This window comes from Paracoccus shanxieyensis, assembly GCF_009711265.1.
Lineage (GTDB): Bacteria > Pseudomonadota > Alphaproteobacteria > Rhodobacterales > Rhodobacteraceae > Paracoccus > Paracoccus shanxieyensis.
The window spans coordinates 19,553-32,212 of record NZ_WMII01000020.1 but is presented as its reverse complement, the minus strand read 5'-3'; the positions used below and the strand labels follow the sequence as shown (position 1 = coordinate 32,212).

The 12,660-nt window shown below is 62.6% G+C and carries 13 protein-coding genes; 4 read left to right on the top strand and 9 right to left on the bottom strand.

Annotated features, from left to right (window positions below; translation table 11 throughout):
- Positions 1-52: 52 nt before the first annotated feature.
- From GL284_RS17235 to GL284_RS17210, 6 genes are all read right to left on the bottom strand, one after another.
- Entirely contained in the window at positions 53-571 is a 519-nt protein-coding gene (locus GL284_RS17235; protein WP_155045838.1) for a hypothetical protein, read from the bottom strand.
- Positions 571-963 carry a hypothetical protein gene (locus GL284_RS17230; protein ID WP_230383122.1) on the bottom strand — a complete coding sequence of 131 codons (393 nt, stop codon included), beginning with the start codon at positions 961-963 and terminating at the stop codon, positions 571-573. The genes GL284_RS17235 and GL284_RS17230 overlap by 1 nt, the downstream gene beginning before the upstream one ends.
- Positions 963-1,319, bottom strand: coding sequence for a hypothetical protein (locus GL284_RS17225; protein WP_155045837.1), 357 nt, complete (start codon positions 1,317-1,319; stop codon positions 963-965). Before GL284_RS17225 ends, GL284_RS17230 begins: the two co-directional genes overlap by 1 nt.
- Positions 1,320-1,332: 13 nt before the next feature.
- On the bottom strand, positions 1,333-1,926 hold the full coding sequence (locus GL284_RS17220) for a hypothetical protein (protein WP_155045836.1): 594 nt from the start codon (positions 1,924-1,926) through the stop codon (positions 1,333-1,335).
- Positions 1,927-2,034: 108 nt separating this feature from the next.
- Positions 2,035-2,964 carry a winged helix-turn-helix domain-containing protein gene (locus GL284_RS17215; RefSeq protein ID WP_155045835.1) on the bottom strand — a complete coding sequence of 310 codons (930 nt, stop codon included), beginning with the start codon at positions 2,962-2,964 and terminating at the stop codon, positions 2,035-2,037.
- The gene (locus tag GL284_RS17210; RefSeq protein ID WP_097031827.1) at positions 2,933-4,171 is read right to left on the bottom strand and encodes a hypothetical protein; all 1,239 of its coding nucleotides are present in this window, start codon (positions 4,169-4,171) and stop codon (positions 2,933-2,935) included. Before GL284_RS17210 ends, GL284_RS17215 begins: the two co-directional genes overlap by 32 nt.
- Before the next feature lie 160 nt (positions 4,172-4,331).
- Here GL284_RS17210 and GL284_RS17205 point away from each other — a divergent pair, with 160 nt between their 5' ends.
- Genes GL284_RS17205 through GL284_RS17190 form a run of 4 tightly spaced genes read left to right on the top strand, consistent with a single transcriptional unit; the run spans position 4,332 to position 6,671 of the window.
- Positions 4,332-4,535 (top strand): hypothetical protein, encoded by a 204-nt coding sequence (locus GL284_RS17205; protein WP_097031826.1) that lies wholly within the window; start codon positions 4,332-4,334, stop codon positions 4,533-4,535.
- Positions 4,532-4,987 carry a DUF2924 domain-containing protein gene (locus tag GL284_RS17200; protein WP_155045834.1) on the top strand — a complete coding sequence of 152 codons (456 nt, stop codon included), beginning with the start codon at positions 4,532-4,534 and terminating at the stop codon, positions 4,985-4,987. Before GL284_RS17205 ends, GL284_RS17200 begins: the two co-directional genes overlap by 4 nt.
- Positions 4,984-6,291 (top strand): recombinase family protein, encoded by a 1,308-nt coding sequence (locus GL284_RS17195; RefSeq protein WP_155045833.1) that lies wholly within the window; start codon positions 4,984-4,986, stop codon positions 6,289-6,291. Before GL284_RS17200 ends, GL284_RS17195 begins: the two co-directional genes overlap by 4 nt.
- The gene (locus GL284_RS17190) at positions 6,288-6,671 is read left to right on the top strand and encodes a helix-turn-helix domain-containing protein (RefSeq protein WP_155045832.1); all 384 of its coding nucleotides are present in this window, start codon (positions 6,288-6,290) and stop codon (positions 6,669-6,671) included. Before GL284_RS17195 ends, GL284_RS17190 begins: the two co-directional genes overlap by 4 nt.
- Positions 6,672-6,719: 48 nt before the next feature.
- Here GL284_RS17190 and GL284_RS17185 read toward each other — a convergent pair whose 3' ends face one another.
- From GL284_RS17185 to GL284_RS17175, 3 genes are read right to left on the bottom strand one after another with little or no spacing between them, the layout of a single operon-like run.
- Positions 6,720-9,758, bottom strand: coding sequence for a type I restriction endonuclease subunit R (locus tag GL284_RS17185; protein WP_155045831.1), 3,039 nt, complete (start codon positions 9,756-9,758; stop codon positions 6,720-6,722).
- On the bottom strand, positions 9,755-11,050 hold the full coding sequence (locus GL284_RS17180; protein WP_155045830.1) for a restriction endonuclease subunit S: 1,296 nt from the start codon (positions 11,048-11,050) through the stop codon (positions 9,755-9,757). The genes GL284_RS17185 and GL284_RS17180 overlap by 4 nt, the downstream gene beginning before the upstream one ends.
- Positions 11,047-12,621: a type I restriction-modification system subunit M gene (locus GL284_RS17175; RefSeq protein ID WP_341870490.1), complete on the bottom strand. Its 1,575-nt coding sequence runs from the start codon at positions 12,619-12,621 to the stop codon at positions 11,047-11,049. Before GL284_RS17175 ends, GL284_RS17180 begins: the two co-directional genes overlap by 4 nt.
- Positions 12,622-12,660 lie beyond the last annotated feature (39 nt).

Here is a 12,660-nt window from a genome sequence, read left to right as displayed (position 1 = left end):
GCCGAAGGGGAACCTGCCCAGCGTTACCGCTCGGGCGTCCCGCCGCCGCGCGTCACCGGTCTCGGGTCTCGAGCCGGAACACAGGTTTGCCGGTGGTCTCGGACCGGGCGGCTGCGAAGCCTTCGCGCATGGCGTCGGGCCAGGCCCCGAAGCGGCGTTCGGGCACGCGATAGGCGATCTCGAGATACTGGGTGGGATCGTCGCCTGCCTCGCGGATCCGGGTCGCCATCGCGGCCAGCCGGTCCTGATCCCACGTGACCTTCTTCGGCAGGTCGGCGATCACCATCACGCCCGCATCTTCGACCCGCACAGTGCCCGAGGTCTTGCCCTGCGCAGACCGCTCGGCCTCGGTCGCAACGCCATAACGCTGCGCCAGTGCCGCTTCGAAACGGTCCTTCAGGCGCTTGATCCGGGCGGTCTCGGCCGCTGCTTCTTCCTGCAGCGCGAGAAGCAGCGCCGGCGGCATGTCGGCGATCTCGCCGAGGGACAGCCGGTCGAGGTCGTCGAACTTCGGCGCGTTGTCGAAGCGGGCCTCGGGCTGCGCTTCGGTGCTGGGGGAAGGCATGGCCATCAGCGCCCCTCCCGTTTCAGGGCCGCATCCACGGCGCGGTCCGTGCCGACAGCCCCGGCTTCGCGGGCCAGACGGTGGAGCTTCTCCAGCGCCGAGGATCGCTGGATGGCCGCGGACAGTTCGCCATTGGCGGCGACAATGGCGATGGCGATATCGTCGACACTCGCGGTCTCGACGGGCAGCGGATCGGTGGCATCGCCGGGACGCCAGGCGGCGGGGATCACCTCCGGCAGATCCTCAAGGCTGCGGAAAGCCTTGCGCAGGCGCGCAAGCGGGCCGTTGGTCTCGGTCATGTCGTGGTCTCCGTTGAGGGATGCGGCCGAGCTTCCGGCCAGAAGAAAGTAAAGGGACGGCGGCAGCCGATCCTCGATACAGGCAAGCGTGGCGCGCATCAGGCGGCCTCCTCTGTCGTGATGAGTTGGGAAAACGGGATCGGCGCATGGCGCGGCTTGGTCCGCGCGATGGCCAGATAGGCGAAGCGGTCGGGGCCGACGCGGACCTGCACCAGATGCACCAGCGCGGCCTCGAAGGCGCGGTGGGCGGCACTGGCCAGCGCCCCGAGCCTGCGGCGTTCCGGTTCCGGCAAGGTCGAAATCACCGCCGTGGTATCGATCCCGAGAAACCCGCGATGATACTCGAGCCGGTCGCCCGGCATGGCTTGGCCGATCCAGGCGCAGAACTCGATGTCGGTGAGCGGCCGGGCCTTTGCGGGGGTGAATTCAGTGAGGGGCATGACGATCATCTCCATGTCGGTCCTCTACTCACGCTGCTTTCGAACCGTCCCACTCGGCCCCGATCCCGCGCATGGCGAGGTCGAGCCGCAGGCGGGCGATGTGGCGGTAGAGGGCGGAACGGGAGGTGCCGGTACGCTCGACGATCTCCACGACAGCGCAGGTGCCAAGTGCCGCGCAAAGCCCGCGGGCATCCTCGGGCAGGCCGCCCAGCACCCGGGCGAGATCGTGGATTGTGTCGGCGTCGTCCGTGGCAGAGCGGTCCTGCCCATGCCAGGCGGCCAGACCATCGGCTTCCGCCAGCAGGCAGCCCAGCAGTTCGGTCGCGCCGGAAACGGGGGCGTCGAGCGAAAGCACCGTGCCGCCCTGCATGCGCCGCTGGCGGTGATGACGGATGGCGATGCGCGAGGACTGGTTGCGCAAGACGATGTTGGAGAAAGCGCCGATGCTGCCGCGGCGCGCGTCGAAGCCGGGCAGCCGGCAGATCAGGTCGACCAGCAGGTCCTGGCGGAGATCGTCGAGATCGGCGGCAGGCAGCACCAGCTTGCGATGCAGGCGGCGCGCGGCAATGGCCGCCTCATCGATCAGCGTGGCAAGGTCGTCGGGGGAAATCGGCGGAAGCATTCAGGAGCACCTCGGAACATGTTGCTGTTGTTCCGAATGTGCCGTTCAGCGCGCTGCCGCCGGTGTGATTGCCGTGTGTTTGTTATGTGCGGATTGTGTGTGGCGGCCTCAGGATTCGATGACCACTTCGGCAAGGTCGAGGCCGAGCCGATAGCCGCGAGCATGTACCGTCGCGACCAACGCCTTTGCTTGGTCGCTGGTCAGCCCACAACCGACCAGCGCCTTCCGAAGATCTCGGATGATCTGGTTGGGTGGCCGGCCGGTCTGTCTCTCGATATCCTGCTTTTTCAGGACTGGATCACGCTTGACGGATTGCTCGATCAGCAGACGAAACAGCGCGAACATCTGAGTCGGCAGGTCTAGCCGACGGCCGTCGAGAGTGACCGATTGCGCCGAAAGCTTCATGACAAGGCGCGGAACTGAAGATGGCGGATCGAGGACGAGGCGTTCCGTGCCATCCGACCCTGCCTTGAAAACCGCCGCAATTTCGTGGGGCTCGACCCCGACCTCCCGAAGCCTGACGGCGATTGCCGCGGAAAGGTCGTGGACGATTGCCATGATCGGCTTCGGCCCCACGGCCACCCTGATCGCCATCACCGCGCCCGGCGCAACCAGATTTTCAGCATCGATTGACAGGACCACGGCATGCCCAGACGGGGTCTCCCCCAATAGCCAGACGTCGTCCGCAATGCGGGTGACCGCGCCGCCAAGATCACCGCTGGCAGAAATCCGGGTCACAAGCCGGTCGACGTCGACCGAAAAGCGGCGCAGATCGTCCTTCTGGAGGATCACGTCTTCGGCCTGATCGTGCGGGCAGCAGGCCCGGAATGCATCACCCAACTGTTCGACGGGGCGCGCATCAAGCCCGCAATCGCACTCCGCGCAGACCGACCAGGTATCGGCCTTCTGCTCTTCGATCAGTACCTGCGCCCGCAAGACGCGCTCAATATCGTTTGCGGAAAAACGGCTCAGCGCCCGGCCCGATATCGCGACCCGGGCGCCGCCCTCACTCAGCCGCGTCCACAACCATGCCAGCATCGCGGTCCTTTTCGAGCCCATTGCGCTGAACCAGCGTGTGGATCGCCTTTTCGAACCGCGTCCGGCGGAAGGCGAGCGTCCCTGGCGGCTTCAGCCGCACCGTGACCTGTGCCGGCCGCTTGGCGCCGGTTTCGAATGCGACCCGGAAGGTGATCTCGCCCAACCGCCAGCCCCGGCCGAACCGCACCTCGCTGCCCCGAAAATGGGTCAGCGCGCCGCCGGACGCGTCTTTCGATTCCCAACTGCGCACATGACGCCAGCGCTGATCCTCTTCATCCCGCTCGAAGAGGTCAGCGGCGGCGGCAACGATCCGAACCTCCTTGATGGTCTCGTCATAGCGATGCTGGAACGCGAAATCGGGCCCGGCATCGCTGATCGGATCGAGCGTATAAAGATCGCGGGCGTCCCGCCCCGAGAAGAAGCCCGGCCGCCTCAGGATATGCCGGGCGAAAAGCTCGGAGATCTCGCCTTGCTGCGCCTTGACCACGCCGCCTACGAACAGGCGCCCTTCGACCGGGGAGTACCGCAGCACCGCATATTTGACCGCCCGAAGGGTAATGATCTCTTCGCGATCCCCGGTGACCACCGGCGTTGTGGTGACTTGCGCGCCGTGGCTGATCACCAGGTTGATTTCGCCATCTTCCTCATAGGGCCCTAGGCGGCAATATTGACCCTGCAGGTCCTGCGAAAACAGATTGATCACCGCTGCCTTGAAAGCCTCGGTCATTTCTTCGGTCAGGTCCGCACCCACGTCCCGCTCTGGCCCGCGGAACTCTGCAGGCGATGTCGGCGCACGCAGCGCATGAAAGTCGGCTGCAGCCTCGAAAACGCGGTGGTGCAGCAGGTAGGTGTGGAGCGCGACGTGTTTGGGATCATGGCGAATGGGCGCGGATTCGGCGTCGTCAGGGTCGGGCTCGGGATAGAGAACCACGCCACGACGCCGGGCTTCGTTCAGAATAAGCTGCATGCCCTCGCTGGTTCCAAGCTCGGCAACGCGATGCAAATCGGCGACCATTCCGGCGTTCCAGCCTGCAACGGTTCCTTCGAAATGCGCCGCCAGAGCTGCCCGAATGGTTGCGGCCTCTCCCTCGAATGCCACAGGCAGTTCATCCTCGCCGAAGTGCCGAACGAACAAAACCCGCATCAGGGCCGGATCAATGGTTTTGAGAAACTTCGGATTAACAAATTTCTTGAGATCGGAACCCACGGGAATACCTCGCAAACGGCCGGCCTGTTCTGATTATGTTCTACCCGATGGATCAACCATGAGTCGAGTCCGGCCTTTCGCATAACCGCCATCTTTCCCTGCGGGACGTTTTTCGGATCGGCTGAGTAGAGGCAGGGCAAGCCAACACGGACTTGCTCGCATGAAACGCCCCAATCCACTGCCACCCGATCAGATGACGCCCGCCGAACGCCGCGCCGAGTTGTGCGGGCTGCTCGCCCTCGGTCTGGTCCGCCTGATGCAGCGCGATCGGGACGAACCTTCTGACGATGCTGGAGAAATTCGCCTACACTATCCGGCCGACCGATGCCGTCATGCAACCCCGAACCCAACGGAGACCGCATGACGACTCAAGATCCCATCCCCGCGCGCCTGGCCGCGCTGAAGACCGCCAGCACGCCCGACTTGAAGCAGCAGTGGCGCGACCTGTTCGACAGCGAACCGCCGCCGTTCAACCGGCGCTACCTCGAATCCCGCCTGGCCTACCGGATCCAGGAACTCGCCTATGGCGGGCTCAAGCCCGAGACCGTCCGGCGGCTGGAACGGCTGGGCGAAGAACTGGACGGCGGCGACAAGAAGAAGCGCGGAATGCGCCTCGACCGCGACCGCCCCATCACGGGCACGCGCCTCTTGCGCGAATGGCAGGGCGTCGAATACATCGTCACAGTCACCGCTGACGGCTTCGAGTGGCAGGGGCGCCCCTACAAGTCGCTGTCCGCCATTGCGCGCGCCATCACCGGCACCCGCTGGAATGGCTGGGTGTTCTTCGGCCTCAAGAACCACAGGGGGCGGACATGACGAAGCCCGTGGTCCGCAAGTTGCGCTGCGCGGTCTACACCCGCAAATCCTCCGAGGAAGGTTTGGAGCAGGAATTCAACAGCCTGCACGCCCAGCGAGAGGCCTGCGAGGCGTACATCGCCAGCCAGCGGTCCGAGGGCTGGGTGCTGGTCCGCGATCACTATGACGACGGCGGCATCTCCGGCGGCACGTTGGAACGCCCCGGCCTGAAGCGGTTGATGGCCGACATCGAGGACGGACTGGTCGACGTGGTGGTGGTCTACAAGATTGACCGCCTCAGCCGCTCGCTCGCCGACTTCGCCAAGCTGGTCGAGGTGTTCGACCGGAATGGCGTGACCTTCGTCTCGGTGACGCAGTCGTTCAACACCACCACGTCCATGGGGCGGCTGACGCTGAACATCCTGCTCAGCTTCGCCCAGTTCGAGCGCGAGGTGACGGCCGAGCGCATTCGCGACAAGGTCGCCGCCAGCCGGAAGAAGGGAATGTGGATGGGCGGGGTGCCGCCCTTCGGCTACCGAGTGGAAAACCGGAAGCTGGTGGTCGACGAGACCGCCGCAGCGCATGTGCGCTGGATATTCGCCCGCTTCATCGAGATCGGCTCCTGCACCGTTCTGGCCCGCGAGGTCGGCGCTAGGGGGCTCGGCACGCCGCGCGGCAACCGGATCGACAAGAAGTACCTCTACCGGATGCTTTCGAACCGTGCCTACCTCGGCGAGGCGGTGCACAAGGGCGACAGCTACCCCGGCGAGCATGACGCAATCATCGACCGCGAGACTTGGGACAAGGTTCACGCCATCCTGAAGGAAAGCCCCCGCAAGCGCGCCGCCCGGACTCGCGCCGACACGCCCGCGCTGCTAAAGGGGCTCCTTTTCGGTCCCGATGGCGCCGCGTTCTCGCCGACGCACACGCGCAAGGGCGGCAGGCTCTACCGCTACTATGTCAGCCAGACGGTGCTGAAGCATGGCGCGGGGGCGTGTCCCATCGGCCGCGTCCCTGCTGGCGACATCGAGGCGGCAGTGGTTGACCAACTGCGTGCCGTCTTCCGCCAGCCCGAGATTATCGCGGGCACATGGAAGGCAGCGCGGCCGCAGGGCGACGGGATCACCGAGGCCGACGCTCGAGCAGCCCTTCAGAAGCTCGATCCGTTGTGGGATGAACTGTTCCCGGCCGAACAAGCGCGCATTCTGGCCCTGTTGGTCGAGCGGGTCGAGATCGGCGTCAGCGGGCTCAACGTCCGCCTGCGCATGGACGGGCTCGCGGCGCTGGCGCGTGAAATCACCGCCGATGCCGGAGCCGAAGCATGACCCGGGCCACGTCTATCCCCTACACCGTGACCATCCATGTCCCGTTCCGCGTCGTGAAGCGCGGCGGGCGGAAGGAGATCCAGTTACCGGCGGACGCGCCACAGAACCACAAGGCCGACAATACGCTGGTCAAGGCGCTGGCGCGCGCCTTCCGCTGGAAGCAGATGCTGGAATCCGGGGATTTCGTCACGGTCGCCGAACTGGCTGCACGCGAGGGCATTGCGGTCTCCTACCTCACACGGGTTCTTCGGCTGACGCAGCTGGCCCCCGATCTCGTCGAGGCGATCCTCGACGGGCGGCAGGGGCCGGGGGTAACACTCGCCCGGCTGATGGGATCTTTCCCTGCGCCGTGGACGGAACAGCGGATCGCACTCGAGTGATGCGCCACGAACTCTCCGACCGCCGACTGAAACGCGGTGACCAAATCCTTAAGCCAGACCAAAATATCGCTCGAAGAAAGCCGCCAGCCTGTCCAGAACGGTTCGTTTCTTGGCCGCATGGCCATTGTTTTTGGAGAACCGCGATACCGGCGGCAGGATCTTGGTGATTGCCGTACCGGTGGCGGGCACGCTGCCATCTCGGAAGGCGCTGTCAATGAAGCTGCGGGTTGCCTCAGCGTTCAGGTTCTCTTCCGTGATGATGCGTTCCAGCTCCTCAGCCTTCTTCGCCGCCACGAAGGCCTGCCATTGCGCATCCACTCTGGCCTTTGTGGAAACGGTGTCGACGAATTGCTCGATGAGATCCTTCTTGTTGCGCAGGGACGGGCTCGAGTTGACCGCACGGTCGATGGTGGCGCGGATTTCCTTGTCCTCGCCCGTGCCCTTCTTCTTCAGGTATCGCTCGACCAGCAGCAGGATGTAATCGACGTTGATCTCCACCTGCTTGATGAGCTCGATCTCGAACACCACGTCATCATTGATCGCCTCCTTGTCTGCCGCCGACGCAGTACGGAACTCGGCGTGCAGGTTCAGATACAGGCTCTGATAATCCTGAAAATCGCGCTCGCTCAGAATCTCGTGGCCGGCGAAATCGTCAAATGCGACAAGGATGTTTTTCAGCCGCAGGATCGAGCCGAATAACTTGATGAATGCCTTCTGCGCGGTCTCGCCGATAATCGCGCTGCCTAGCGGGAACCCGGCAAGAAGTTCCTCGACCCGCTTCTGATACTCTTGGTAATATTCCCCATAGGGTTTCAGCAGCACGATGCCCTTCGCATCTTTGTTGCCGAACAATGCTAGCGCGTCGTTGGTTTCCTGCTCTAGATTTCGGAAGGAGACGATATTTCCGTAGGTCTTGACCGAGTTGAGGATGCGGTTGGTGCGAGAATATGCCTGGATTAGTCCGTGTGCCTTCAGGTTCTTGTCGGCCCAGAGCGTGTTGAGCGTCGTGGCGTCGAAACCGGTCAAGAACATGTTGACAACGATCACCAGGTCCAGTTCGCGCTTTTTCAGGCGCTGTGACAGATCCTTGTAATAGTTCTGGAACTTCTCGGCCGAGGTATCGAAACTGATGCCGAAAAGCGCGTTGTAATCCTTGATCGCCGCATCCAGAAAATCGCGCGAGGACTGGTCCAGCCCCTCGGTCTCGAACTCCTCCTCGCCCAGCAGGCCGCCCTCATCGTCTTCATTGGCGGCGAAGCTGTAGATCAGCCCGACCTTCAGCCGCTGCGCCTCGGGCAAACCCGTCTGCTGCGCGGCAAACTCTAGATAATAGCGTTTGGCCGCCTCGATCGAGGCCGTCGCGAACAGCGAGTTGAACCCGGCCAGCCGCTTGCCGTCATGGCGATAGGAACTGGCCCGGCGGGTCTTCTGGTCGAAATGCTCACGGATATAGCCGACGATCTGCGAAATCCGCTCGGGCGCCAGCAGGGCGCGTTCCGTGTCGATGGCGGATACCTGCTTGTCGCGGATCGCCGTCCCGGCCTTGATCGTGTTGATATAGTCGATGCGGAAGGGCAGCACGTTCCTGTCGTTTATCGCATCGACAATCGTGTAGGTATGCAGCTTGTCGCCGAAAGCCTGTTCGGTCGTGCGCCGAAGCGGATTACCCCCGCTGGCGGAATTTTCGGCGAAGATCGGAGTGCCGGTAAAACCAAACAGGTGATAGCGCCGAAAAACCCTGGTGATCTCGGTATGCATGTCGCCGAACTGGCTGCGGTGACATTCGTCGAAGATCACCACCACATGCGCGTCATAGACCGGATGCTTGCGGTTCTTGACCACAAAGCGGCTCAGCTTCTGGATGGTGGTGATGATGATGCGGGCGTTGGGGTCTTCCAACTGCCGTTGCAGCACGGCGGTCGAGGTGTTGGAATTGGCCGCGCCCTTCTCGAACCGCTCGTATTCGCGCATGGTCTGGTAATCCAGATCCTTGCGGTCCACGACGAAGAGCACCTTGTCGATCGAGGGCAGGCCGCGCGCCAGTTGCGCCGCCTTGAAGCTGGTGAGCGTCTTGCCGCTGCCGGTGGTGTGCCAGATATAGCCGCCCGCCCCGATCGTGCCCAGTTGCCGGTGGTTGGTGGCGGTGCCGATACGTTGCAGGATGCGTTCCGCCGCGACGATCTGATAGGGTCGCATCACCAACAGCTTGCGGTCCACGTCGAACACGCAATAGCGGGTCAGGATGTTCAGGATCGAATGCCTGGCGAAGAAGGTCCGGGTGAAGCCGGCCAGATCGGTGATCGGGCGGTTCGCCGCATCCGCCCACCAACTGGTGAAGGCAAAGCTGTTCGAGGTCTTTTGCCGGGACCGTTTCCCCCGGCTCTCGGCAAGATGGCCGTCGCGTACGGTGTTCGAATAATACTTGGTCAGCGTGCCGTTCGAGATGACGAAAAGCTGCACATAGTCGAACAGACCCGAACCCGCCCAGAAGCTGTCACGGTTGTAGCGGCTGATCTGGTTGAACGCCTCGCGGATGTCCACGCCCCGGCGTTTCAGCTCGACATGCACCATCGGCAACCCGTTGACCAGAATGGTCACGTCATAGCGGTTGGCGTGTGCGCCGCCGCCTTCGCCGCCGGGAACCTCATACTGGTTGACAATCTGAAGCCTGTTGTTGTGAATACTCGCCTTGTCGATCAGGGTGATGTTCTTCGAGGTGCCATCGTCGCGCTTCAGCACCTGCACATGGTCCTCTTGGATACGCGCGGTCTTTTCCAGGATACCGTCATTGGCGCTGGCGATATGCTGCGTGAAGAAGCGGTCCCATTCGGCGTCCGAGAACGTGACCTTGTTCAGCCGCTCCAACTGCGCCCGCAGGTTGGCGATCAGATCGGCCTCATGGGTGATCGGCAGATAGTCATAGGCCTGTGCCTGCAACTGCCGGATCAGGGCGCGTTCAAGCTCGGCCTCGGACTGCCAGCCCGTGCCTTGCGCATCCTGCGGATCGGGCAGGAATTCGGCGACGACGGTGGATTCTCCGGACAGGGCGATGGGCTCGTAGCGCGGCGAGGCGGGGGTTTCACTCATGCGGCCTCGGGGAAGGTCAGCAGTCGGTCGCGGTAATGCTCATACTGGCGGCGGCGGGCGACGATCTCGGCCGGCAGGCCGCTGGAGAGGTCATTCACCAGCATGTCGAAACGGTCGAGGATGGAAACGATGCGGTCCTGCTCCTCCCGGGGCGGGACAGGAATCCGGATCTTCGCAAGGCTCTCGCCCGAGATGCGGCGGACCTTGGTTCCGGTGATATGCGGCTTCTTCTGCGACTGAAACAATTCCGTCTGGAAGAAATAGGACATGTATTTCGGATTGATCGAGTGCCGGAAGATATAGGCGTCGGTGCTGACTGCCACATCCTCGTCGCCCAGCCACGCGACGGCCTTGGCTACTGCCTCATCGTCCTCGCTGGTCGTCGCAATGACCAGATCGCCGGCATGGGCCTTGCGGGCGCGGGCTGCAAAACCCGGATCGACGAAGGATTTCGTTTGATCTGCCCAAACACCGTAATGCGTGTGAATCTGGCCATAATGGATACAGCCGAGGCCGGTTTCGGTGAAATCCGACTTCTGAATGCCAGCCCCACGAACGAAATTACCTATTGCGCCCAAAGCCATCCACCTTACGCTTGCTGCTTGCTGCTTGCTGCTTGCTGCTTGCTGCTTGCTGCTTGCTGCTTGCTGCTTGCTGCTTGCTCCGAAGCTGAGCAGGGCATCGCGGTAGTGACGATACTGGCGCCGCCGCGCCTCCAGCTCCGCCTCCAGCTCCGCCTCCAGCTCCGCCTCCAGCTTAGTAAATTTATCAAGTATTACAACGATTTCTTGCTGAATCTCGAGTGGCGGGACGGGAATTTTGATCTTGGCAAGGCTTTTTGCCGATACGTCGATGACCTTGGTTCCCGTAGCAAGCCGTTTCTTCTCTCCAAAGAAATGCGGCGTCTGAAGATAGTAGGAAAGATACTTCGGATCTTGCCCGTGCTTCAGTACCGTGGCGTGTCCTCCTGTAACGATCTGCTCATCCCCCAGCCAGGCAACGGCCTTGCAAACATCGTCGAGGTTCTCGCTGGTGTTGGTGATGATCAGATCGCCGGGATCGACCTTGGCCAATCGGGCTGCTTTCTCGGCCGGGACGAACGAAATTGTCTCCGAAGCCCACGCTCCATAGTAGGTATAGATTTGACCGTAATGAATACAGCCAACCCCGGCTTCCACGAAATCGGACTTCGGCATGCCGTTGCCGCGCACCAACTCGCCAAATTCGCCGATGGCTTTGAACTCCACCCCATCCGAGCACAGGTTCGCAATCAGCGCGTCGATCCGGCTCATGCCCCGGCCCCTTCCAGATCGGCCACGATGGCGTCGATGGCCCGGCGCAACTCGGCCTGGCGGGCAACGATGCCTGCGATTTCGGCATTGAGCGCGCCGATATCCACCGCTTCGCGCCGATCCTCCTGCGTGACATAGGACGAGACCGAGATGTTATAGCCGTTTTCGGCAATCCCGGCATTCTCGACCAGCCGCGCGAAATGGGCCACGTCCTTGCGCTCGGCACAGGCGTCGAGGATGGCTTGCCGATGCGCGGCTGCCAGCCGGTTCTTGTTGCCAACCCTCGTGAACGCGGTGCTTGCGTCGATGAACAGCGTGGCGTTGTCGGATTTCGATTTCTTCAGCACGATGATGCAAGTTGCGATCGTGGTGCCGAAGAACAGATCGGGCGGCAACTGGATCACCGCATCGACATAGTTGTTGTCGATCAGATATTTGCGGATCTTCTGCTCGGCCCCGCCCCGATACAGCACCCCAGGAAACTCGACGATGGCGGCGGTGCCGTTCACCGCCAGCCAAGACAGGATATGCATGGTGAAGGCGAGATCCGCCTTGCTTTTCGGCGCCAGAACTCCGGCAGGCGCAAAGCGCGGGTCGTTGATCAGCAGCGGATTGGCGTCGCCCGCCCAGCGGATCGAATAGGGCGGATTGGACACGATGGCCTCGAACGGCTCATCATCCCAATGCGCCGGGTCGGTCAGCGTGTCACCATGGGCGATGTCGAATTTCTCATAGTTCACATCGTGCAGGAACATGTTGATGCGGCACAGGTTGTAGGTGGTCAGGTTGATCTCCTGCCCAAAGAAGCCCTGCCGTACTCGGTCGTGGCCCAGCACCTTGGCAAAGCTGAGGAGCAGGGAGCCGGAACCGCAGGCCGGATCATAGACCTTGTTCACCTCGGTCTTGCCCAGCACGGTGACGCGGGCCAGCAGCTCGGACACCTCTTGCGGTGTATAGAACTCGCCCCCCGACTTGCCGGCGGTCGAGGCATACATCTGCATCAGGTATTCATAGGCATCGCCGAACAGATCGATACTGTTGCCTGTGAAGCCGGCGCGCGATAACGGCAAATCGCCGATGGCGTCCAAGAGGCCGACCAGCTTTTCGTTGCGCCGGGCAACGGTCGGGCCAAGCTTGCTGCTGTTGACGTCAAGATCGTCGAACAGCCCCTTGAAGTCGTCTTCGCTGTCCGCACCAAGGGCCGAGCCCTCGATATGGCTGAAAATGCGTTCAAGGGTTTCGTTCAGGTTGGCGTCGTGACGCGCCCGTGCCCGCACATTGGCAAACAGCTCCGAGGGCAGGATGTAAAAGCCCTTTTCCTTCACGGTTTCCGTGCGGCCGAACTCGGCCTCCGCATCTCCCAGCTTCGCATAGTCGAAATTCGGGCTGCCCGCGCGGCGCTCCTGTTCGTTCAGATAGCTGGTCAGGTTCTCCGAAATGAAACGGTAGAACAGCATCCCGAGGACGTAGCTCTTGAAATCCCACCCATCGACGCTTCCGCGCAGGTCGTTGGCGATGCGCCAGATGGTCTTGTGTAACTCGGCGCGTTCGATCCCGCTGGCGTCGCTCACGGTCGGGAACCCATAGCTGATGTCGAGCCGAAATCCCCG

Bases quoted from the DNA above. Each gene is read 5' to 3' on its own strand.
- GL284_RS17215 (WP_155045835.1), bottom strand. From the start codon at position 2,964: ATGCTGGCATGGTTGTGGACGCGGCTGAGTGAGGGCGGCGCCCGGGTC.
- GL284_RS17230 (WP_230383122.1), bottom strand. From the start codon at position 963: ATGCGCGCCACGCTTGCCTGTATCGAGGATCGGCTGCCGCCGTCCCTT.
- GL284_RS17190 (WP_155045832.1), top strand. From the start codon at position 6,288: ATGACCCGGGCCACGTCTATCCCCTACACCGTGACCATCCATGTCCCG.
- GL284_RS17195 (WP_155045833.1), top strand. From the start codon at position 4,984: ATGACGAAGCCCGTGGTCCGCAAGTTGCGCTGCGCGGTCTACACCCGC.
- GL284_RS17235 (WP_155045838.1), bottom strand. From the start codon at position 571: ATGGCCATGCCTTCCCCCAGCACCGAAGCGCAGCCCGAGGCCCGCTTC.
- GL284_RS17200 (WP_155045834.1), top strand. From the start codon at position 4,532: ATGACGACTCAAGATCCCATCCCCGCGCGCCTGGCCGCGCTGAAGACC.
- GL284_RS17225 (WP_155045837.1), bottom strand. From the start codon at position 1,319: ATGGAGATGATCGTCATGCCCCTCACTGAATTCACCCCCGCAAAGGCC.
- GL284_RS17185 (WP_155045831.1), bottom strand. From the start codon at position 9,758: ATGAGTGAAACCCCCGCCTCGCCGCGCTACGAGCCCATCGCCCTGTCC.
- GL284_RS17220 (WP_155045836.1), bottom strand. From the start codon at position 1,926: ATGCTTCCGCCGATTTCCCCCGACGACCTTGCCACGCTGATCGATGAG.
- GL284_RS17180 (WP_155045830.1), bottom strand. From the start codon at position 11,050: ATGAGCCGGATCGACGCGCTGATTGCGAACCTGTGCTCGGATGGGGTG.
- GL284_RS17205 (WP_097031826.1), top strand. From the start codon at position 4,332: ATGAAACGCCCCAATCCACTGCCACCCGATCAGATGACGCCCGCCGAA.